General features: G+C 38.5%; 23 protein-coding genes and 3 pseudogenes. 16 read left to right on the top strand and 10 right to left on the bottom strand.

Annotation, left to right across the window (positions count from 1 at the left end; all coding sequences use genetic code 11):
• The coding region (locus A3M5_RS22470) for a Fic family protein (RefSeq protein ID WP_231373225.1) at window positions 1–188 on the bottom strand (188 nt) is incomplete at its 3' end.
• A gap of 1 nt (window position 189) precedes the next feature.
• On the opposite strand from A3M5_RS22470, the pseudogene A3M5_RS24550 reads away from it, so the two are divergent.
• From A3M5_RS24550 to A3M5_RS0107280, 6 genes and pseudogenes are all read left to right on the top strand, one after another.
• A pseudogene (locus A3M5_RS24550) lies at window positions 190–423 on the top strand (IS3 family transposase); the annotation flags it as partial.
• 91 nt (window positions 424–514) lie between these two features.
• Window positions 515–1078 (top strand): TetR/AcrR family transcriptional regulator, encoded by a 564-nt coding sequence (locus tag A3M5_RS0107300; RefSeq protein ID WP_018393111.1) that lies wholly within the window; start codon window positions 515–517, stop codon window positions 1076–1078.
• Window positions 1079–1285: 207 nt separating this feature from the next.
• Window positions 1286–2464: an MFS transporter gene (locus A3M5_RS0107295; RefSeq protein ID WP_026221621.1), complete on the top strand. Its 1179-nt coding sequence runs from the start codon at window positions 1286–1288 to the stop codon at window positions 2462–2464.
• A gap of 530 nt (window positions 2465–2994) precedes the next feature.
• A complete protein-coding gene (locus tag A3M5_RS0107290; RefSeq protein WP_018393109.1) occupies window positions 2995–3807 on the top strand; it encodes an SDR family NAD(P)-dependent oxidoreductase in 813 nt (270 codons plus the stop codon).
• A gap of 99 nt (window positions 3808–3906) precedes the next feature.
• Window positions 3907–4218 carry a hypothetical protein gene (locus tag A3M5_RS26055; RefSeq protein WP_018393108.1) on the top strand — a complete coding sequence of 104 codons (312 nt, stop codon included), beginning with the start codon at window positions 3907–3909 and terminating at the stop codon, window positions 4216–4218.
• 288 nt (window positions 4219–4506) lie between these two features.
• Window positions 4507–4797, top strand: coding sequence for a hypothetical protein (locus A3M5_RS0107280; protein WP_018393107.1), 291 nt, complete (start codon window positions 4507–4509; stop codon window positions 4795–4797).
• Between the two features lie 264 nt (window positions 4798–5061).
• On the opposite strand, the gene A3M5_RS0107275 is transcribed toward A3M5_RS0107280, so the two are convergent.
• The 4 genes from A3M5_RS0107275 to A3M5_RS0107255 all read right to left on the bottom strand — a co-directional run bounded on the left by A3M5_RS0107275 (window position 5062) and on the right by A3M5_RS0107255 (window position 7165).
• Window positions 5062–5418 carry a hypothetical protein gene (locus tag A3M5_RS0107275; protein ID WP_018393106.1) on the bottom strand — a complete coding sequence of 119 codons (357 nt, stop codon included), beginning with the start codon at window positions 5416–5418 and terminating at the stop codon, window positions 5062–5064.
• A gap of 514 nt (window positions 5419–5932) precedes the next feature.
• Window positions 5933–6154: a helix-turn-helix domain-containing protein gene (locus A3M5_RS0107265; RefSeq protein ID WP_018393104.1), complete on the bottom strand. Its 222-nt coding sequence runs from the start codon at window positions 6152–6154 to the stop codon at window positions 5933–5935.
• Between the two features lie 10 nt (window positions 6155–6164).
• The gene (locus A3M5_RS0107260; RefSeq protein WP_018393103.1) at window positions 6165–6647 is read right to left on the bottom strand and encodes a DUF2975 domain-containing protein; all 483 of its coding nucleotides are present in this window, start codon (window positions 6645–6647) and stop codon (window positions 6165–6167) included.
• Between the two features lie 35 nt (window positions 6648–6682).
• A complete protein-coding gene (locus tag A3M5_RS0107255; RefSeq protein WP_018393102.1) occupies window positions 6683–7165 on the bottom strand; it encodes a DUF2975 domain-containing protein in 483 nt (160 codons plus the stop codon).
• A 515-nt stretch (window positions 7166–7680) separates the two neighbouring features.
• Here A3M5_RS0107255 and A3M5_RS0107250 point away from each other — a divergent pair.
• From A3M5_RS0107250 to A3M5_RS0107240, 3 genes are read left to right on the top strand one after another with little or no spacing between them, the layout of a single operon-like run.
• The gene (locus A3M5_RS0107250; RefSeq protein ID WP_018393101.1) at window positions 7681–9540 is read left to right on the top strand and encodes a beta-glucoside-specific PTS transporter subunit IIABC; all 1860 of its coding nucleotides are present in this window, start codon (window positions 7681–7683) and stop codon (window positions 9538–9540) included.
• A 3-nt stretch (window positions 9541–9543) separates the two neighbouring features.
• Window positions 9544–10971 carry a glycoside hydrolase family 1 protein gene (locus A3M5_RS0107245; protein ID WP_018393100.1) on the top strand — a complete coding sequence of 476 codons (1428 nt, stop codon included), beginning with the start codon at window positions 9544–9546 and terminating at the stop codon, window positions 10969–10971.
• A 28-nt stretch (window positions 10972–10999) separates the two neighbouring features.
• Window positions 11000–11839, top strand: coding sequence for a PRD domain-containing protein (locus A3M5_RS0107240; RefSeq protein ID WP_018393099.1), 840 nt, complete (start codon window positions 11000–11002; stop codon window positions 11837–11839).
• Window positions 11840–11882: 43 nt separating this feature from the next.
• On the opposite strand, the gene A3M5_RS26590 is transcribed toward A3M5_RS0107240, so the two are convergent.
• On the bottom strand, window positions 11883–12173 hold the full coding sequence (locus tag A3M5_RS26590) for an immunoglobulin-like domain-containing protein (RefSeq protein ID WP_018393098.1): 291 nt from the start codon (window positions 12171–12173) through the stop codon (window positions 11883–11885).
• A 59-nt stretch (window positions 12174–12232) separates the two neighbouring features.
• Here A3M5_RS26590 and A3M5_RS25280 point away from each other — a divergent pair, with 59 nt between their 5' ends.
• The 3 genes from A3M5_RS25280 (at window position 12233) to A3M5_RS26050 (ending at window position 14663) form a co-directional block, all read left to right on the top strand.
• Window positions 12233–12379, top strand: coding sequence for a hypothetical protein (locus A3M5_RS25280; RefSeq protein WP_231373223.1), 147 nt, complete (start codon window positions 12233–12235; stop codon window positions 12377–12379).
• 229 nt (window positions 12380–12608) lie between these two features.
• On the top strand, window positions 12609–13574 hold the full coding sequence (locus A3M5_RS0107230) for an RCC1 domain-containing protein (RefSeq protein WP_018393097.1): 966 nt from the start codon (window positions 12609–12611) through the stop codon (window positions 13572–13574).
• Between the two features lie 300 nt (window positions 13575–13874).
• Complete coding sequence (locus A3M5_RS26050; protein WP_018393096.1) at window positions 13875–14663, top strand: alpha/beta fold hydrolase; 789 nt, start codon at window positions 13875–13877, stop codon at window positions 14661–14663.
• 30 nt (window positions 14664–14693) lie between these two features.
• Here A3M5_RS26050 and A3M5_RS26045 read toward each other — a convergent pair.
• The 3 genes and pseudogenes from A3M5_RS26045 to A3M5_RS0107215 all read right to left on the bottom strand — a co-directional run.
• A pseudogene (locus A3M5_RS26045) lies at window positions 14694–14933 on the bottom strand (DUF3916 domain-containing protein); the annotation flags it as partial.
• Window positions 14934–15251: 318 nt separating this feature from the next.
• Window positions 15252–15449, bottom strand: a complete 198-nt coding sequence (locus tag A3M5_RS0107220; protein WP_018393095.1) for a hypothetical protein — start codon at window positions 15447–15449, stop codon at window positions 15252–15254.
• A 512-nt stretch (window positions 15450–15961) separates the two neighbouring features.
• Window positions 15962–16393, bottom strand: coding sequence for a hypothetical protein (locus A3M5_RS0107215; protein WP_018393094.1), 432 nt, complete (start codon window positions 16391–16393; stop codon window positions 15962–15964).
• Window positions 16394–16754: 361 nt separating this feature from the next.
• Here A3M5_RS0107215 and A3M5_RS0107210 point away from each other — a divergent pair, with 361 nt between their 5' ends.
• The 4 genes and pseudogenes from A3M5_RS0107210 (at window position 16755) to A3M5_RS22465 (ending at window position 18903) form a co-directional block, all read left to right on the top strand.
• A complete protein-coding gene (locus A3M5_RS0107210; RefSeq protein WP_018393093.1) occupies window positions 16755–17033 on the top strand; it encodes an ArsR/SmtB family transcription factor in 279 nt (92 codons plus the stop codon).
• A 99-nt stretch (window positions 17034–17132) separates the two neighbouring features.
• A complete protein-coding gene (gene glxB / locus A3M5_RS0107205; RefSeq protein WP_018393092.1) occupies window positions 17133–17516 on the top strand; it encodes a methylglyoxalase in 384 nt (127 codons plus the stop codon).
• Window positions 17517–17944: 428 nt separating this feature from the next.
• A complete protein-coding gene (locus A3M5_RS0107200; RefSeq protein ID WP_018393091.1) occupies window positions 17945–18319 on the top strand; it encodes a nuclear transport factor 2 family protein in 375 nt (124 codons plus the stop codon).
• Between the two features lie 181 nt (window positions 18320–18500).
• Window positions 18501–18903, top strand: a pseudogene (locus A3M5_RS22465) (amidohydrolase family protein).
• Window positions 18904–19350: 447 nt separating this feature from the next.
• Here A3M5_RS22465 and A3M5_RS0107190 read toward each other — a convergent pair.
• The gene (locus A3M5_RS0107190; protein ID WP_018393089.1) at window positions 19351–20727 is read right to left on the bottom strand and encodes an aminotransferase-like domain-containing protein; all 1377 of its coding nucleotides are present in this window, start codon (window positions 20725–20727) and stop codon (window positions 19351–19353) included.
• Window positions 20728–20823: the final 96 nt, after the last annotated feature.

Below are 20823 nucleotides of genomic sequence, written 5' to 3'. Positions count from 1 at the left end.
TGAATGAACCCCGTATAATCCTTTGATGTATGTGCATTATCAAGTGCATCATAATAAGGTAAACGATTCTCCACTTTAATGACCACTGCCGGAAAGCCGTCTTTCATTAATTCTAGGTTCAGTAAAAGTCTGGATGTACGTCCGTTTTCATCAATGAATGGGTGAATTCCAACGAAGATTGCATGCAACATTGCCCGATCCCTCAGCATGAAAGGCTGTCCGTATGACAATGCCGTAGCGGAAGCCACGTTTAAAATCATTAAAACAGAGTTTGTTCGTCAGATAAAGTTTAATAGTCTAGCGCATCTCACGCTCGAATTTAGTGACTACGTTAACTGGTTTAACAAGCTGTGCATTCACGGAACACTAGGCTACGTCAGTCCAATTGAATACAAACGATTGTCCCTTAAAAGAGTTGTCTGATTTAGTGTTGACAATCCATCAAATTATTTTTTTGAGGTAAGAAAATTAATCTCGCCTTGACACTTACCTATTAGTAAGTTAATATGGGGACATGGAAAACCGAAAAGAACAAATCATCGATTTGGCAATAAAATTGATCCAACAAAAAGGGTATGTAGCCTTCAGTTATGATGACATCTCTAAACAATTAGGTGTGACCAAGGCAAGTATTCACTATCACTTTGAGAAGAAGGAGGATTTAGGAGTTGCTATTACCGATCGACTTTCAAAAAGCCTGCAAAACTTTTTGTTGTTAATTAAAAATTCGTCAGTTTCTGCTGAAGAGAAACTTAAGCAGTTCGTTCAGCAACGAGCTGAAAGGTTCGAGTGTACTGAAATTTGTCCAATCTCTTCGTTGCAGGGAGATTTCGAATCTTTGCCATATATCGTACAAGAAAAGATTAAGGAAGTCAGCAGACTGGAACTCACGATAATGAAAGAAATAGTTGCCGAGGCACAAACTGAAAAAATCATAAATGGATCTGAAGACGTTCAATTTTTAGCGGTAATGATATTATCAAGTGTTAAGGGAGCATTATTATACAGACGTGTTCTAGGTGACGATGTATTAGTCGAAGTACTAAACCAGTTAAACCGTTTCTTAAGAAATTCGTAAGAACGGTTTTTTTTAAAAAATCACACTTACCTTCTAGTAAGTAAGTGTGATTTTGTATTAGATTTAACTTTGTTTATAATTTTAATGGATATTTAGAATTTCGTTCCGTTTTATTAACCATAACCTTTTAAAAATTTTATAAGTATCTCTAATCGCTTATATAAAAATTTTTTGGAGAATAAATTATAGAAAGTTGGGATTATCGTAATGAAAAGAATGCTTTTGGTTTCTCTTTTGATGTCGAGTGGAACTACCTTTATTACTCCATTATTTCCTTTGTATAGTGAGACTTATCAACTGAACAGTTTGCAAATCACGATCTTGTTTGCCATTTATGCTGCTTTCTTGTTACCGACTTTGTTTGTCACTGGAGACAAAGGTAGCACTTGGGGATTAAAAAGGGTTGTTCGCATCAGCATATGGATCTCCATCATATCTACCTTGTTTTTCCTGGGATGCATAAATGCCTGGATGCTCTATGTCGCCAGGTTATTGGAAGGCATCGCTTACGGAGCCTTTACAGGTACAGCTGTTGCTTTTCTAATGAAGCAAACTCCTCCAAATAAAGTGAGCACAGCTCTCAAGTTATCAGGAGTCACGGTCCTCGTTGGTTTTGGTCTGGGACCAGCTATCGCAGGTTTAATTTTGCAATATATACATCTTCAGCCACTTCGATTGCCATTTTGGATTCTGATTGTCCTGCTCATCGTCTCGCTCATCTTACTGGAAACAATTCCAAAAGATGTTGTTTCCCTTGAGCAAATACGTATAAAAACTAAGATATCACTTGGTGTACCTAGCAATATTCGTTCTCATTTTTGGTCAATGGTCGGATTGCCTATCTTCACTGTTTTCACAATAACAGGAATAGCGTTATCTCTTATTCCTACTTTCGTCAAAAATGTCATTCACACGTCTAACCTCTCCGTTTCTGGATTGATCATTTTCGTGCTTCTTAGTGGAGCGGCTTTGGCTCAGTTCATACCTTGGCCAAGCCATCCAGTTACACGTATCCGATTCGGCATCCTGTTTCTTGCGATCGGGTCATGGGTTATTGTTTCTTCTGGTTTAACATCAAGTTTGCCATTACTCTGGACAGGAATTTTTATCCAGTCTATCGGCGGTGGATGGACCTTTCAAATTGCGTTACGATTTGCCGGACAGTTACCGGAACCAGAAGCACGGCCACGAGTCATTTCGGCTTTTTATTTGTGTGCGTACTCTGGATTTATCGTTCCGGTTATTGGAGTCGGAGTGCTTACTCAATTTTTCAATTTGAACCTTTCGCTGATCGTGCTAAACTTGTTTGCGGCACTCATTGTTGTTTATGTGTTGATGTATTCCGTCAAATTTAATCACTACTATTCAAATCACTTTAGTAATTGAATTAATACAATTTTACATTTATAAATACCTTCTTCCCTCTTAAATATATTTAATGTACCAGCAGGAAAAAGGGTTATTATGATTGATCATTTTTTTATTTATTTTTGAACGATCGTTCACAACCTATTCGGTGAGCAAAAGCGGTCACCAGTATGGCTATAGTATAAAATAATCCTTATTAATCTGATACTGAGAGGGCAGAAAAGTGGAGAATTCACCACCCGGCTCAAAGCAAAAGTTCTCGCTGAAAATATCCAAAATACGTTGATTGGTCTGTGGGTACTTGCCAGAACTTCGACTGATAGAGAGAAGCTTCACCGCATCGCAGACTTCACAATGGACATGTTAGAGTCTTAATTGACAGGACTAATTTTTTTGCACAATTTAGAATGATCGTTCTCGAATAAGGTGCGAGTAAACTTGGTGTGGTAATTTTTTTGTAAATATGAGAATGACCATTCTTAAATCATGTATATCCAATGATTCTTCCAAAATTAATAAAAATGAAGAGAATAGGAGAAATTAGAGTTATGAGTAAAGTATGGTTTATTACAGGAACTTCAACTGGATTAGGTCGTCAATTTGTGGAGCAGTTACTACAAACAGGTGATAAAGTCGTCGCAACAGCACGCAAGATCGATGCAATTTCGGATTTTAAACAAATATCACAAGAGAACGTTCATATCGCTACGCTGGATGTGACGAATAAGGATCAAATCAAATCAGCCGTTCAAGAAACAATCGACGTGTTTGGTAAAATCGACATTGTCGTGAACAATGCAGGCTACGGGCTGTTCGGGATGCTGGAGGAATATACAGACGAACAAATCCGGAGGCAGTTCGATGTTAACGTGTTCGGGATGCTGAATGTTATCCGCGAGACCTTGCCTGTCCTTAAGAAACAAGGTTCGGGACATTACATTAATATTTCATCATTCTTCGGAACTTGGTCCATGCCTCCGTACAGCATTTATTCCGCATCCAAATTTGCCGTAGAAGGCTTCTCCCAATCTTTGGCTGCAGAGCTCGCCGGCTTCGGAATTAAGACAACGATTGTAGAGCCTTCCGTTTACGGAACCGATTTCTTTGGTCACTCCATGGACCAAACAGAGAAGAAACCGGAATACGCTCCGTTGTACGAAGCTTACGAAAAGGGTGTTTCAAACTTAAATATCGGCGATCCGGCGAAAGCGGTAAAAACGATTATCTCTATGGTCAACAGCGATAATCCTCCACAGCATTTCCCGGTAGGCTCTTTCGCTGTACACACGATTCGCGATGCATATTCAAAACGAATTGATGAAATCAATACATGGGAAAAACTCTCTTCGCAAGCTGATTAATTGATATCGAAATAAATAATTCTGCTATAATCCTGATTCGAATAACGGCTATGTACTAGCAATTACTATGGACATCACAATTAAAGGCGTAGAAACTAGGTGGCTGAGGAAATCGTTGCGGAAGCTCATAAGGTTTGTCCTTATGCCCAAGCAACTTTTCCCTGTGGAGAAGAGTTTTATTGTTTTTGGAGTAATGTCGAAGTATACGCCTCTGATCCTAATGGAGGAAGAGCCTTTTTTACACTTAAGATTAATGAAAATCTTTATGAAACTGTCTTAGCAAAAGGTGGGAATTATGATCCTGAGGTTCACGATCAGTTAGTTGCTGAAGCGGCAGCGGAACGATTTGGAATCACCGCAGAAGAAGCTTTGGAAATATATACGAACATTGCTTTTGAGAATGCCAACTAAACGGCATTCTTTTTTTAATCATTCTCTATAAAGATCGAAAGCGGAAGTAGCATCCGCAATGTATCCCAATAAGTCTGTGTATGGTTCATTTATTTACTTAGAATATATTATGGAGAGATATTTTTGCTAACGCTTTGTTTCAATTCTTCATAAAGAAAGGTTAAATATAAGATAATCGTTTACAGACAAAAACAGATTTGGATTTTCTTATATGATTAATATGGTATCATTTGAAGTAAATAATGTATTGTGTCTTAATCAGTACATTGAATAGAAGGGTGGGACATCATGCATATTATTAAGAAAAAATTAGATATTCAAGACTTCATAGAAAAGTTTGAATTGATAGCTTCCTATGATGATGTTGGACAAAAACATTACCTAGTGATTGAAGATAGAGAACGAGGGGGAAAGTCGACACTGATGAAATATTCAGACAGCCAATGGTCCCTTCATGGCAAAGGCCTGAATTATTGTGATCATGATGAACAAAGTTTGGTTGGTAATGATTTTGTTGATTTTATTTGGAAAAATCGGAGCTTGTTTAATCGGAAAATTAAAGAAGCCGTATTAAGATAATTTTGAAGACTGCATTTTTCATTTTAATGGTGATGTTGAAGACCTTTATGAACAAGGGGATTTTCTATTAAATAGCCCCGATCTCATTCTTGCTATTCAACGTGGATTATTCATTTCTCATTTCGGGCCTTTTGTGTATACAGCGGCACAAGGTAGAGAAATGGCTAGGGCTTTCGCAGATATTATTGCAAATAAGATTTAACAAGAGCAAGGAGGGGTTGAGAATAAGGTTCTTCAACCTCTCCTTTAATTTTTTTTCAAAAATTATCTACTAAAATAATAATATTGTCCGTTTTGAAAAATGATTTTATCTGTCTCAGGATCTATTTGATAGTTACCTTCCTTTAAAGCATCACTTATAGAGGAAATATTATTAATAGGCGATGCTCCAGAAATTTTATAGATAAATATCCCCTTCTTTTCAAAGAAAATAATCTGATTTTCCTCAGGATATTGATACGTTATACCTGCAATCACGGGGATTGACAGGTAAGGACTGTTTAATGGATAGTACTCAGAATAATGAAATACATAATTGTAATAAACTAAACCCATGCAAATAAAGATAATGAAAAAAATTAGTATCCCTTTTTTCTCTTTACTAAACGCTGCCTTTTTCACACTTAATTTTATTTTATACTAGAGAAATAACATGCCTATTATAAGAGTATTAAAGATGGGAAACCACACGCTTTCAGAAATTGTATATAAAAAAATAAATTCATTTTCTCTTTTTAACTCAATCATATAGAAGAGAAACATGAAATAGATAAATAACAGTATCCATATCCATAATCTTTGTTCTGACAAAAAAGATGAATTAAATGTATTGCGCATAAGTCTTTTCGAATTCATCCTCCTTTACTATATTTTAGTATGGATTTTAAATTTTCTTCAGAACAATTTCACGGTTCTTTAAGATATATAAATGAATTTATCATAATGAATCTAGAAAGACACTCGTTACCTGTAAATTATTTTGAGTTTTTATAGGTAGGCCGTTGGCTTTTTCCTTGTTTATTTCTAAATTAATTAATAGGCTCTGTTAAACAATAATGTTGATATTTGAGACATATAAATAGACCATCATTTTGTTTCGATGGTCTTCTTCACAATGTTAAATATCCCTCCTTTATTATCCTCGAGTGTCTTCGTCACTTTTGTATTCTAAAATATCTCCAGGCTGACATTCTAAAGCTTTACAAATTGCCTCTAAGGTTGAAAGCCTAATTGCTTTTGCCTTTCCATTTTTCAAGATAGAAAGGTTAGCCATTGTGATACCAACCCTCTCAGAAAGTTCGGTGACACTCATTTTCCTTTTAGCCAGCATTACATCAATATTGATTATAATTGCCATTGTTTTCACCTCAGATGATTAAGTCATTTTCTGATTTTATATCGATGGCTTCTTGTAAAAGTCTTTGGAGAACAGCAGCAAAAACGGCGATCACCATAGAGGCGAAAATAATGACCAATCCGATTGGTATGATACCTGGAGGGTCAACTCTTTCCGCCATGAGATAGTAGAGTGGCATACCTAGCAGGTACAAGGTACTGATCGTGATGGCACAGTATTTTATATTCTTTAAAGCCTTTACCGATAATTCCGAGAACGCTTGGTTCTTATCAATATAGCTTAAAAGTTTAAAAGCTTGATACAGAGCAAAGTAAAAAGGTATCGCTGCCGCGTACATATCGATTAAAACGAGAGATTTCATATAAGCAATATCTGGATACAATTCTCCAGCAAAATTCCCGATCTTAGGCACCAAAAATATGCACAATGCAAGAACTGGGATTCCTATAAAAATAACAGCTAGCTTTAAAAAGAGTGTCGTAACTTGTTTCATAAAAAGCACCTCGTTAATTAAATTTTACCGTAACGTTAATCATCTTCTGGTTTTAATTCAAGGATGTTTTTTAATGGCTTTTGAAGAGCGTCCACAATGGCTGTGATGATACTTGTTGCTAAAATACCCATTAGACATAATGATATAGGACCTGCTGCATCACCACCTGTAACTTTAGCAAGCACCTTTAAGCTTACTATTCCTAACAAAATGAGGAAAATGACTGTAAAAGCACATTTCTTTATAATCTTCAAAGATTTAAGGGATAATTCAGAGAAAGCATTGTTCTTTTCGATGTAGGTTAATAGTTTATATGCTTGATACAACGCAACAGAAAACGCAATACAGAATCCGTATGCACATACTAAAAAGGGGATTAGGAAGTAAGCCGTATCTGGATGTACTCTTGCATCTCTAACGGCTATCTCAGGCAACCAGATACACAAAGCAAGCACTGCAATTCCAGCCAGAAAAATAATTACCTTTAAGAAAGTGGTTGAACCTCGTTTAACATTCATTTAAAACACCTCACTTATTTAATGACAACGTGATTTTATCATATGATTTATCGTTTCACAATAAATTCGTATTGTTTTTTATTATATTATTATTGTTATTGAAATATCCATTTAATTTTGAGAAAAATAAAAAGCATTTCTCTGTTACAAAGAAATGCTCTTACTTTAAAAAGAGCTATTATGAAATCGATTCATTTTATTTATTAATTTTTCTTCAACAATCTGGTTTTAAATTATTGAGTGTTTGTATAAGTGGTAAACGAATTCCAATACGCGGAAGACGAACAGACCATTGAAGAAAATGAAAAGGATATCAAAAAACTCTTGCAATACACAAATAGTTATGATAATTTATTTGTAAGAATTTCATTATAGTCAACAAATTAAATTGGCGTGTTACTGGTAAAGCAGGCAAGACCAAAATAATTTGCTCTATTTCTTAACGGGATAGGTGCATCTTATTTTGGTCTTTTTTATGTTTACTAATATCAGTAATGCGTAAAGGGGATGAAGATATGGATTATAAACAGCTAGGCAAAGACATATTGAAACTTGTAGGTGGAAAAGAAAATGTAGCGATGATAACCCATTGTGCGACCCGACTTCGATTTGAATTCTATGACTCTTCTAAAGTCGAAGCCGCTAAAATCGAAAAGTTACCGGGCGTCATCTCAGTCGTCAATAAAGGCGGTCAATTCCAAGTCATCGTAGGAAATGAAGTCCAACAAGCCTTCCGTTCCATCAAAAACGAAATGGGCGAGCAACCGAGTGGAAATGCTAATACCGCCCAAAAAGAAAAAAAGAGCGTCATTTCTCGTTTAATTAGCGTCATCTCTACCACATTCGCACCATTTATCCCTGCCATTATTGGTGCCGGGATGATCAAAGCCGTGTTGGCGGTGCTTGTGTTAACAGGCGTATTAACCGATGAAAGCCAAACCTTCTTTATCTTAAACACTGTCGCGGATGCAGCATTCTTCTTTATGCCTGTACTACTGGCATACGGAGCATCGATTAAGTTCGGAACCAACCCGGTGTTATCCATGACCATCGCCGGCGTGTTACTACACCCGAACTGGTCATCGGTTTTAGCCTCTGAAGAAGCCCTTTTCTTTATGGGCGTACCAGTGCGCTTAACGGATTATGCTGGTTCTGTTTTACCGATAATTATTACCGTATGGATTATGTCGTATATTGAACGCTTTGCTGAACGTGTTTCACCATCGATCATTAAGTTCTTTTTGAAACCAATGTTAATCCTAATCATTACCGCTCCTCTCGCGTTAGTCGTCATTGGACCAATCGGCACGTATTTAAATGATCTCGTTGCCATTGGCGCTGAAACAATCAACAACCGTGCAAGCTGGTTAATCCCAATGCTGATGGGTGGACTACAGCCGTTCCTAATTATCACTGGAACAGCTTGGGCAATGACCCCTATTGCTACAACGCAGCTATCCAATAATGGAGAAGAAATGATTAATGGACCAGGAATGCTTGCATCCAACATTGCACAAGGTGCCGCTACGCTTGCGGTTGCGATGAAAACAAAAAACAAAGAGCTAAAACAATTAGCTGGTTCTGCTGGTTTCACTGCCTTAATTGGGATTACAGAGCCTTCGCTTTACGGAGTTACGCTTAAATTAAAGAAACCATTAATCGCGGCGATGATTGGTGGGGCATGTGCGGGAATTTATGCCGGTCTTTCTGGTCTTGTTCGCTACGCATTCGTTTCACCAGGACTTGCGGCTATCCCTGCCTTTATCGGGGAGAATCCAATGAATATCGTACACGCACTCATTACCATTGCCATTGCATTTGTTGTCACATTTGCCGCAACATGGATTTTAGGATTTGAGGATCCAGTAGAAGAAACAACACAAACACATGCAAAAACGGAAACAACGAACCACACAGAAGTCATCGCTAGCCCACTATCCGGAAAAGTCATTCCGCTAAACACTGTAAACGATCATGTCTTTTCAAATGAACTGATTGGAAAAGGGATTGCGATTTTACCGGATCAAAATGAAGTGAAAGCACCGTTTGCCGGTGAGATCGTGACAATGATGGAATCCAAGCACGCCGTTGGTCTTCGAAGCGACAATGGCATTGAATTATTGATCCACGTGGGGATTGACACCGTCAGCCTAAAAGGGGAATACTTTGAGACGCACGTAAAACAAGGAGACCGCGTAGAACAAGGTGATACACTTGTCACGTTCGACCGTCAATCCATTGAGGCAAAAGGATATGAAACTGTCACACCGATCATCATCACTAACCATGACGAATTTAACGCATTGGATCCAATTAAAGAAAAACGCATTTCTTCAGGCGAACCACTGATGCATATTACGAAACTGGAGGCATAAATCATGCATTACACAAACCTGAAGCCATTCCCAAAGGATTTTCTTTGGGGGGCTTCCACATCTGCTTATCAAGTCGAAGGCGCTTGGAATGAAGACGGCAAAGGAAAATCCGTCATTGATATGATGGATCATCCAGAAGGCACCGCCGGCTTCACCGTAGCGAGCGACCACTACCATCACTACAAAGAAGACATCAAACTGTTCCATGAGCTCGGCCTAAAAGCGTACCGTTTTTCCATCGCTTGGACGCGCATTTTACCAAAAGGCACCGGCACCATTAATGAAAAAGGACTCGTCCATTACGAGCGTGTTATCGACGAATTGCTTCATTACGGAATCGAACCCATCGTCACGCTGTACCATTTTGACCTTCCGTACGAACTTGAAGAAAAAGGCGGATGGAACAACCGCGAGACGATCGATGCCTTCGAGAACTATGCCCGTATTTTATTTGAACGCTTTGGCGGCAAAGTCACGCACTGGCTCACGATCAATGAACAAAACACGCTCATTTTACATCCTGGGGCTGTCGGCATTCCAAAAGGCGGATCGTTGCCATCCAAAAAAGAGCTTTATCAGCAAAACCACCATATGCTCATTGCGCAAGGAAAAGCGATGTCACTTTGCCATGAACTCTGTCCACATGCAAAAATCGGACCAGCACTAAACATGACATCCATGTACCAAGCAACCAGCAAACCAGCAGACGCGATTGCTGCTCACAACTGGGAAATGCTCCGCGGCTGGAGTTTTCTCGATCTTGCTGTACACGGACGGTACAACCGATTATTATGGAGTTACCTAGAAGAGCGCGGCTGGACACCTGCGATTGAAGAAGGCGACTTGCTTGCGATCCAACAAGGGCAACCTGATTTTATTGCCATCAATTATTATTCAACCGCAACGATTGCAGAGAGTATGGGAGACGCAAGTGACGTAAGCCCTCGAGCTGGTGACCAGCAAATCATGCTAGGCGAACCCGGCGTCTATCGACCAGAGGAAAATCCATACGTCGATAAAACAAAATACGGCTGGGTCATCGATCCGGTTGGCTTGCGCCTCACCCTGAGAAAAGTATACGAACGGTACCTGCTGCCGATCATCATTACCGAAAACGGCATCGGCGCACCCGACGAACTTACAGAAGATGGTGCTGTTCACGATGATTACCGAATCGACTTTATTCAAGCACATCTTGAACAAATTCAATGGGCTCTTTCTGACGGCGTTGAAGTGTTCGGTTACTGCCCATGGGCTGCGATGGACGTTGTCAGCACGCACCAAGGCTACGCCAAACGATACGGATTCATTTACGTAAACCGAGGGGAATTTGACTTAAAAGACATGAGCCGAATCAAAAAAGACAGTTTTTACTGGTATCAACGTGTCATTACATCCAACGGAAATGAAGGGCTATGCCAACGCACGTAAATGTCACGATAAAGATGGTGATTGATTCATGAAGGTAGAAAAAGTATTAAATAACAGCCTTGTGCTCTCAAGCGATGAACACGGACAAGAAATCATTGTCATGGGAAAAGGCCTTGGCTTCAACAGCAAAGAAGGCGATCTCATTCAGGAAAGCTCTGTCGAAAAAATCTTCACGCCAAACGATCAGCGCACAAAACAAGAATACGTCCACCTACTCGAAAGCATCCCACGAGACTACTTGGGCACAATCAATAGCGCACTTGAAGAAATGAAATCCCATTGGCGTAACGAACTCGACGACCGCTACTTCCTAATGCTACTCGACCACATCGCCTTTGCCATCGAACGCGTCGAAAAAGGCGTAATCTTACAAAACAAACTCTTAAACGACGTACGCATTCACTACCCGGAAGAGTACGCAGCAGGCATGATCGTCATCACACACCTAAACGAGCACCTGCACATCAACTTACCAGAAGAAGAAGCCGGCAATATCGCCTTTCACCTCGTCAACGCCAAAAACGAGGAAGAAAACTTTGAAAACACCGTACTCGCCGTCACCATGCTCAAAGACATACTCAACATCGTACGGTACCAACTAAACGTCAAACTCGACCACCAATCCATGCGATACAACCGATTCGTCACCCACCTTCAATACTTTATCCGACGAATCTTCGACAACAAACAACTGAATTCGAAAGACTCATTCCTATACGATCACCACAAAACCAAATATCCAAACGAATTCAAATGCGCCCAATCCATCGCTACCTACTGCGAAAGCATGACTGGCAAATACAGTACCAACGAAGAAGTCTTTTATCTAATTATTCACCTCGTCCGATTTACAACCACTGAAACCTAATTACCCAAAAAAGAGCCTTCGTTTGGAGGCTCTTTTATTATTTCTATTTGCCTATTTTAAAGGGAACAGCGAGAGTATAATCAATTTGACTTTGGTTATTACCTTCAGAACTAAAGGTTTTTACAACCCGGTACTCGCCCGGTGTCAGATTATTTTCTAAACGACCTAATGAATATGTTGCAGAGGAAGAGGTCTTGGATGGATAGACAATTCCTACATCATTAAACATGTCATCTTTAAATGGTACAACAAACCATGTGCCATCTACAAATTTTTCGATAGAAAAATATTCTCCAGTTCTATATGCTATATCACTTTGATATAGAAGAAACACGACATAATGAAGCTGTTTTTATGAAAAGTTGAGCCATCCTTTTTGCGATTATCAGCTATGTGAGCGGTACGAATATCTATGACATTATGCGCGCGCTTGGTCATGAGCAAATTGATACGACCATGATTTATTTGCAGAAGATTATGGATCGGGAGCAGCACGTCATTCATACATGGAGCCAAGACACACTCGGTAGGTATATATAATAGAAGAAACACGACAAAATGAAGCCGTTTTTTATCATAGGAAGGTTAAAATCGCGATTGAAGTTTTCTCAAAATAAACTAAAAGTAAAAGGCTCTTTCGATAACTGACTTAAAAGAAAGATTCATTAAAGAATATTGTTAATTTTCTTGTTAAACTAACGGGCAGGTTAGTATAACAAGAAAAAGTGATACAATAAAAAAATAGGTCTTGTTTTCAAGGAGGTAAAACATGGATTACATTTCACCGAAAGAAGCGGTGTTAAAGGTGAAACGGTGGCCTAAAGATTCTATAGCGGCGGGTCGTCGTCATACAGTTGGGCTTAAATCTGACGGAACGGTGACGGCTATGGGTGATAATAAATATGGCCAATGTGATGTAAGCGGCTGGCGCGATATTGTGGCGGTCGCGGCTGGTAATGTTCATATGGCAACGAACACGGGTAATGCTCATACAATCGGGCTTAAATCTGACAGTACTGTAGCGGCTGTGGGTTGGAATAAGCATGACCAATGCGATGTAAACGACTGGCGCGATATTGTAGCGGTTGCAGCAGGTTGGCGTCGTACCATTGGGCTTAAATCGGATGGCACGGTCGTAGCAGTGGGCCGAAATAATGAAGTTGAATGCAATGTAAGCGGCTGGCATGATATTGTGGCGGTCGCGGCGGGTGACTGGCATACCATCGGTCTTAAATTGGACGGAACGGTGACGGCTGTGGGTAATAATCGCTATCGCCAATGCAATGTAAGCGGCTGGTGCGATATTGTGGCGGTCGCGGCGGGTTATCTTCATACCATCGGCCTTAAATCGGACGGAACGGTGACGGCTGTGGGTTTGAATAAAAATGACCAATGCGATGTAAGCGGCTGGCGCGGTATTGTGGCGATAGCGGTGGGGAGTAATCATACCATCGGCCTTAAATCGGACGGTACTGTGGCGGCTGTGGGTTGGAATGAGTATGGCCAATGCAATGTAAGTGATTGGCGCGATATTGTGGCGATAGCGGCGGGTTGTGCCCATACCGTCGGGCTTAAATCTGACGGAACGGTGGTTGCTGTGGGTGATAATGAATATGGCCAATGCGATGTAAGGGGCTGGCGCGGCATCCGTCTGCCCAACAATTGGTTTTCGGGTAAAAAGGATACAGTTCCTGCAACTAATAAATCCAAAAAAAGGATTAAACATAACAGGTAAAAATTCCTTCTTCAGCTAACGGGTGCTTTAGTTGAAGAAGGAATAAAGCAAAGGACCAAAAACTGGTCCTCTTTTTCTTTTGATAAAATATCAACACCATCGTTTAGCAGAGCCTAAACATTAAAAGGATAACTAATCAAATTGTTACTCAACAGTTCGTCCAAACGGGTAAGGAGGACTAATTTCAGCTTAGGCAGCAGTGGACCGATACTTTTGATTAAACATAAATCCGGCAAAAAAGGTGCAACCTAATAAGGCGGAATCCGTTGCTCGCGGATGTCTTAGAAGGGGAGGGTGAAGATGAAAACGTGCTCCACACTCGATGGGTTATATTATGAAATCCAAGGAAGCGGCGATACCCTTATTTTTTTGCATGGAATTGGCGGAACACATCAGATGTTTGCGCCGCAAGTAGAGGCGTTGTCGCATCACTTTCAAACACTCACGGTCGATTTATTGGGGAGTGGCCGGTCTAAATCGGTCATGGAGCGGTCTTATTTGGACGCTCATCTGAAATCCATCCGCTTCTTGATGCAGCAGTTAAAGATAGGGCAAGCCATTTTCGTTGGATTGTCGTATGGCGGTATTGTTGCTCAAGCTTTTGCCATTCGTCATCCTGAAAAAGTAAAGAAAATGGTACTGATTGACACCTATGCGAATGTGTTCCCGAGAGATGCGGCTGAATTTCGCCTCATGCTGTTAGCTGGGGTCGTCGTAACTGTAGGGTGGGCACCGAAGAGTTGGATAAAGATGCTGAACTATTTATCGCCGTATAAACGATGGCATCTTGCTCAGGAGCAAATGGTCTCCATTTTTCAAACCTGCCGGGCCAAAGAAATGACGGTTCAGTTACTGGAGGTGTTCGGAATGGACTTCACGCATAAATTGACTGAATTGAAAATGCCAGTCCTGGTGATTGCAGGAGACAAGCTGCCAGCGGTTGTCGATAAATCAAAGGAGATTGTGGAGAATTTGGTCAACGGGGAGCTTCTCGTGGTTCGTGATTCGTTTGACCCAACGAATTTGTGTCAGCCGGAGATTGTAAGTGCAGCCATTCTTGCCTTTTTGAGAGAAAAGACACCAGTTTAAAAACATCCCGCATCGGTAAATGATTTGTGAGTCATGCAAGTGGGGAGACGTAATGCAAGCTACAACTCGGAGCGTTTCTTTGCTGTCTGGCTTTACATTAACAAGATATTTTACCTTATCTATTAGAGTTTGAATACCTAGCCGCTTAACATTACGAGGGGTATTACTAGAATCTATAAAATCTTGAGCCACTGGCAAGTATAAATGCCAATAACCTTTATAAAATTCTGAAGGAAACTCCACAGTGTTTTCTTCAATTCGTCTAACCATGTCTTTTGTTTTCCGCTTAATGCCAAGAACTTTTTTCTTTTGTATAATGAATTCTCCTCTTTAAATAATGACAGGATTGTTTACCATAGCTTTCAAAAAACAAACAGACTCTTACTCAACAGTATGTCATTACTAAGTAGTAGACACATAAAGAAAGGGATGACCAGTTAGGTATCCCGTTCCAATATAAGACTATTCAATTTTGGGGAGGGTAACACCCTCGTCTATATTATAGACAATTAAAGCTTGATTTATACATGGATGACTATTTTTCGTTAATTGATTATTTCAATTGCGAAGGGGAAGGGCCGATGCATTTTAAAATATTTGCAGTCGGGATGTTTGTTGCTTGTTTGTTTGCTTGTCCAGTTTCTTGGAAATGTCTCTAAGAAAGGCATTCCTTTCTTCTTGAATTTTAAGAAGCTTAAATAGAAACCAAATTACAAATACAACTGGGGCTATGTAAAAGAAGATTGTTAAGATTGGAAAAATAGCAAAAACTGCATCACCGGTCATTTATGAGCCTCCTCTCATTTTGGGTAATTATACTATAGATAGCAGTAGAACTGTTTATAAAAATAGTGAACAGTTCGATCAGTGGGACACGTTTCCCTATAAGTGTTTAATTAAGGTGAAATGGAAGGATTACTAATCAATTAGTAATCACAACCTAATTGAGAAACATTCATATGGTAATGGATAGGTCGGATGGCTGAAAAAATAATCACGGTGAGAATGTCCACAAGGACTGACGAATTTGCGAATGTACGGGTCTAGAACTGTGCTTTGTCGAAAGATGAAGAATACAAAAGTATCATGAGATACCGAAAAGTAAAATATTGATCGTATGAAATTCGGGATAGGAAACGATGATCCTATAATCTCATAGGCTTAAAGCAAACACCTAAAATTATTATGGTTATTAGTATTAATTTGATCAAACACTATTCTAAAGCAACATCAATCAAATTTTTCACTTCTTTTTCTCGATGATTAAAGGGATCATTTACGATCAATCCTTCTGCTCGCTATTCTTTTTCATACAGTTTGTAGGGAATGACCACTTCACCTTTAAATGTATGCTGTTTATATGCTTCCCCCTTTTCTTCTTCCAAAACTTCTACACGAATATCCGCAAACACTTTTCCTTGTTCTCCATCTTCCTGTGTATCAACAACTTCTGCTTTTTTAAGGTTTTCTCTCGTAATTTCAATAGATTCATCATCAACCGTAATGGATCTCCCTAATAAATCTTGATTCAATTGTTCCTCGTTGATCGATAAGTGATTCCCGCATCCCCCTAAGATAATAGTTGAAAAAAGCAGTATGCCTGTTAAATACGATTTCATCATTCGCTCCTCCTTCTTGCTGATGTCCGATCTTTCTTTGTACTGCTCTGAAAAGCGCTGACATAATGCTGTGCTTGGCTTGGTTTCTCTGCCAAAATTAATGGATCCCATTAAAAGTCGCTCTCCTTTATGTTATTTTCAACTATGAACATATCAAAAAATGAATACTATCTACTGACAAAAAAACACTATCCATTGAAAGGACAGTGCTTTTTCATATTTATTGATCCATATAAGGGGTCCAGCCGTCAAAACGCACTTATTATACGCTAAGACAGATATTGTAAAATGATGTACTTCAACTAACTGGGCAGGTTAGTTGAAGAAGAAAAGTGTTAAAAATTTATTTTACTATAATGGTTCAAACTACTATTATGTGACTTTAATGGTTACATGATACGGTTCCTTTATCACGCAACCATACAGTTGCTTATACTTGACAAGCAACCATAGAGTTGCTTATACTCGATATATGAATTGGAACAAAGACGCTATATTCAAAGCACTTGGCGACTCGACTCGACGGCTAATATTAGACGAACTTTCTGAACGTAACGAGCAGACGTTGTATGAACTTACGGTACGTCTTATTACGAAGCACGACCTTTCCATTACGCGACAGGCGATAGCTAAACATCTTTCTGTACTGGAAGATGCAGGGCTCGTAAAATCAAAAAGAAAGGGAAAATATCGAGTAGTTATATTTAACAACGAACCACTTAAAAATTTGCTAAAAGGATGGATAGAGTAATTTATTTAAAAACTTCTGACGAATGTAGGGGTTTTTTTGCTTGGAGCCAGATTGTTTGCAGAGCACCAACGCGATAAATATCAAAGGAGGCAAAACATTATGAAAATCATTGTTACCAGTATATTCGTACAAGACCAAGACAAGGCACTGGAATTTTATTCAGAAAAGCTGGGATTTGTAAAAAAGCATGACGTTCCCATGGGGAAATTTAGGTGGATTACGCTTGTTTCTCCCGATGATCAAGACGGTACCGAGCTTTTACTCGAACCGAATGAGCATCCTGCCGCAAAGGAGTATCAAAAGAAGATATTTGCCGAAGGCATCCCAGCAACAATGTTTGGCGTTGCAGATATTCATAAAGAGTACAAACGATTATTGGAAAACGGCGTGAAGTTTACTATGGAGCCGACAAAAATGGGTGAAGTCACAATAGCTGTCTTCGACGATACATGCGGCAACCTTATTCAGATATTGCAGAAGTAACTTTATGTAGAAATAGATGTAACCTAGTTCTAAACGACTTTATTATTATGTTTTAAGTTCGGTGAAGTGTTTTTATCAACAATTAAACAACTTTATGTTAACCCTGCCCTAATTTTAGGACGGGGTTATACATGTTTAAGGTTTAAAGATAAATGACATTGTTGTCATTCTCCAATAGATATGTAACATTGTGAATAAGTTCACTTCAACTAACGGGTGCAAGAGTTGAAAATCAGGGGTGCTGCGGCAGCCTTTTTTTCTTGTTGCACTAAGTTGAATAAGCGCATTTAAGTTAGTGTAATATCAGCAAATGGGATATATAATGAAACTAACAATTAGTTTTGCACAAAATAGAAGTTTGTACCTTAAAAAGTTAGTTAGATTAATTACATAACAAGGACAACCCTTTAAAGAAAGGATGATTTGCAATGAAGAATTCTCTAAAAGAGAATGCGGTGTCGTTTTTGCAACTGGTTGCGTCGGGGGAAGTGCGCGAAGCATACCGTAGGTACATTGGTCCGGATTTCCGGCATCATAATCCCTATTTCCGTGGTGATGCTGACTCTCTGATGATCGCAATGGAAGAGAACGCCACCAAGAATCCTGAAAAAATCCTTGAGATAAAACGAGTCATCGAAGAGGGTGATATGGTTGCGGTTCACTCCCATGTAAAGCAAAAGCAAGATGACCTTGGAGGAGCTGTGGTTCATATCTTCCATTTCCATAACGACCTCATTGTCGAATTCTGGGATGTGGGTCAGCCCATACCGGAGAATTCTCCCAATGAGAATGGCGTGTTCTGATGTAGGATATTGTTGTTATTCTAACGTGTAAGAGTTAATGATTGGGATGGCTGCGGCAATCCCTTTTTTTATTGCACTAACTGGGCAGTTTAGTGCAATAAGATAAACTTATGAATTTGTATAGGTAATCCCAAGTTTTCTTTAAGCACCATATTTGATATGTTAAAGAAAAGAGGGGGAAATGAGAATTTTTGATGCACATTTTCATATTATTGATTTTAATTTTCCAATTAGAGAAAACCAAGGATATTTGCCACCAAACTATGTAGTAGAAGATTATCAAAATGACGTTTCTAATTTGAATGTCCTTGGTGGTGCGATTGTATCTGGTTCATTCCAGGGATTTGACCAAGAATATTTATTAAATTCACTTAAACAAATGGGGCCAACATTTTGTGGCGTAACGCAATTACCTTTTACAGTGACGGACGAAGAAATACTATATGTTTGGTACAGATTTGCCATCTACAAGGGCGAAAAGGCCTTTTGAGTATGCAGACATTGAATTGATTCAGCATATATTTGATGAACAGGATATTGATAAAATTCTGTACACGAATGCTTTAAAATGGTATTTTAATTAATTTAATTTCTATTGTATTTAAAATAAATTGTAAAGTTTATGAAATATTGTACTTAAACTAACGGGGGCGTTAGTTCAACAAGAATTAAACAACTTTATTATTCATTTTTGAAGGTAGGTATAATTAGATTGATTTAAAATTAAACAACCTTTAAAGCCTTGCTATAGATGAAGTGTAGTAAGGCTCTTATTTTTCTTAATCAAAATTAAACAACATTATTATCTTTATACAATTTTGTTGTATCCCCAATATATGGATTTAAAATAAGGCTGTTTTCGTATAGATTGTTGCTCTCTTGAAAATACTGATTATGGTTGAATATGTTAATCGGTCATATTAAATAAGAGCATGTTTTGATCAATCTTTTTTCAAAACATGCTCTTTCTGTTTGTTCATTTATCAAGATTATTAGTATTAATTTAATCAAACTTTATTCTAAAGTAACAACTAAAAGTGTAAAAAGCTATTTGGAGTAATATGATTTTTCCTACTGTCAATTAAAGCAATACAGTGAGCCAATCGATCTACCCCTAGTTTAATTTGACTCTCGTTCACTTGGGAGATGCATAATCGAAGGAGATTTTCCTTTTTATATTCTGGTAAAAACATTCTAGAGGCATCATCAACATATATATGCTGCTCGTTCAGCATATGAACTACCCGTTTTGCTGTCACATTCTCGGGCAAACTGATGGATAGATAGAATCCTGAAGTCGGTTTAGAAAAATGAGTATTAGCCGGTAGTAATAATTCACATGCTTCTTGAAGGATTTGCATTTTAGTACGGTATACCTCTTTTATTTTTTTTAGATGGCTATTAAACATACCACTTTTTAAATAAATTTCAAGAGCACCTTGAGAAAGTGCTGAACTATTAAAATCCGAACTAAATTTATATCGTAAAAAATTGTTATTCATTAATGTAGGAAGAACGACAGCAGCAATCCTTAACCCTGGGAGAAAAACTTTCGAAAAGCTTTTAATATAAATCACTCTCCCAGCAGGATCAAAAGAAAATAAAGGATCTGATTTTGCATTTGGATCAAGGTCTCCTAAAAAATCATCTTCCACTATATATACATCGTATTTTTCAGCTAACTCAACGATTTTTTTCTTTTCACTATTCGTGTAACAATGTCCAAGAGGATTGTGAAATCTCGGGATAATATAGAAAAATTTTATATCATTATTTCGAAAAATGTATTCCAGACGATCAAGATCAATCCCTTCCATCGATAACTCAATTCCAAAAGTAGTAGCTTGGTGCAGATTGATGGACTCAATAAATCCGAAATAAGTAGGCTGTTCAATTAGAATATTGTTTTTTCCATTTGGAAATGGCATAGAAACTAATAAATTAAGGGCTTGCTGCGAGCCAGATACAACGACTACTCTTTCAGGTTGAGTGAACACCTGTAAATTCTGCAAATATTTCACTAACTGTACTCGTAATGAGTAAAGCCCTTGCTGATCAGAATATGTAAAAAGCTCTTCTTTATATTGTTCAATTGCTTGATTCATACAATGTTGAAATTCGAGATAAGGCATAACGTTTTTATCTGGACCAGCAGACAAGAAATCAATCACCTCATTTTCATTCGTCGCATTTTGAAATCCATTTACAACAAAGTAGCCGCTTTTAGGAACAGAATAAATTAAATGCTCTTTTTCTAGTTCGACGTATGCTTTAATGACCGTATTTTTGCTACATGAAAAATACTCAGATAACTGACGAACAGAAGGGAGTTTACTACCTGCAATAAGCGATCCATCTGCTAGCCGAAGCTTAATTTCTTCCATTATCTTGATATATTTTGAGCTCATATATTAATCCCTCCCTTAACTGTACCGGTACAGACGGGTAAAAAAATGATTTATTTTTATTGTATGTACCCATTATCATTTTAATTATATCAGAAC

Source organism: Bacillus sp. 37MA (assembly GCF_000372765.1).
Taxonomy (GTDB): Bacteria; Bacillota; Bacilli; order Bacillales; family Domibacillaceae; genus Domibacillus; species Domibacillus aminovorans.
This window is presented reverse-complemented; position numbering and strand designations above follow the sequence as displayed.

Bases quoted from the DNA above. Each gene is read 5' to 3' on its own strand.
- A3M5_RS0107215 (WP_018393094.1), bottom strand. From the start codon at position 16,393: ATGGGATCCATTAATTTTGGCAGAGAAACCAAGCCAAGCACAGCATTA.
- A3M5_RS0107295 (WP_026221621.1), top strand. From the start codon at position 1,286: ATGAAAAGAATGCTTTTGGTTTCTCTTTTGATGTCGAGTGGAACTACC.
- A3M5_RS26050 (WP_018393096.1), top strand. From the start codon at position 13,875: ATGAAAACGTGCTCCACACTCGATGGGTTATATTATGAAATCCAAGGA.
- A3M5_RS0107290 (WP_018393109.1), top strand. From the start codon at position 2,995: ATGAGTAAAGTATGGTTTATTACAGGAACTTCAACTGGATTAGGTCGT.
- A3M5_RS0107240 (WP_018393099.1), top strand. From the start codon at position 11,000: ATGAAGGTAGAAAAAGTATTAAATAACAGCCTTGTGCTCTCAAGCGAT.
- A3M5_RS0107230 (WP_018393097.1), top strand. From the start codon at position 12,609: ATGGATTACATTTCACCGAAAGAAGCGGTGTTAAAGGTGAAACGGTGG.
- A3M5_RS0107245 (WP_018393100.1), top strand. From the start codon at position 9,544: ATGCATTACACAAACCTGAAGCCATTCCCAAAGGATTTTCTTTGGGGG.
- A3M5_RS0107255 (WP_018393102.1), bottom strand. From the start codon at position 7,165: ATGAATGTTAAACGAGGTTCAACCACTTTCTTAAAGGTAATTATTTTT.
- A3M5_RS0107265 (WP_018393104.1), bottom strand. From the start codon at position 6,154: ATGGCAATTATAATCAATATTGATGTAATGCTGGCTAAAAGGAAAATG.
- glxB (WP_018393092.1), top strand. From the start codon at position 17,133: ATGAAAATCATTGTTACCAGTATATTCGTACAAGACCAAGACAAGGCA.
- A3M5_RS0107250 (WP_018393101.1), top strand. From the start codon at position 7,681: ATGGATTATAAACAGCTAGGCAAAGACATATTGAAACTTGTAGGTGGA.
- A3M5_RS0107200 (WP_018393091.1), top strand. From the start codon at position 17,945: ATGAAGAATTCTCTAAAAGAGAATGCGGTGTCGTTTTTGCAACTGGTT.
- A3M5_RS0107210 (WP_018393093.1), top strand. From the start codon at position 16,755: ATGAATTGGAACAAAGACGCTATATTCAAAGCACTTGGCGACTCGACT.
- A3M5_RS0107190 (WP_018393089.1), bottom strand. From the start codon at position 20,727: ATGAGCTCAAAATATATCAAGATAATGGAAGAAATTAAGCTTCGGCTA.
- A3M5_RS0107260 (WP_018393103.1), bottom strand. From the start codon at position 6,647: ATGAAACAAGTTACGACACTCTTTTTAAAGCTAGCTGTTATTTTTATA.
- A3M5_RS0107300 (WP_018393111.1), top strand. From the start codon at position 515: ATGGAAAACCGAAAAGAACAAATCATCGATTTGGCAATAAAATTGATC.
- A3M5_RS0107220 (WP_018393095.1), bottom strand. From the start codon at position 15,449: ATGACCGGTGATGCAGTTTTTGCTATTTTTCCAATCTTAACAATCTTC.
- A3M5_RS0107280 (WP_018393107.1), top strand. From the start codon at position 4,507: ATGCATATTATTAAGAAAAAATTAGATATTCAAGACTTCATAGAAAAG.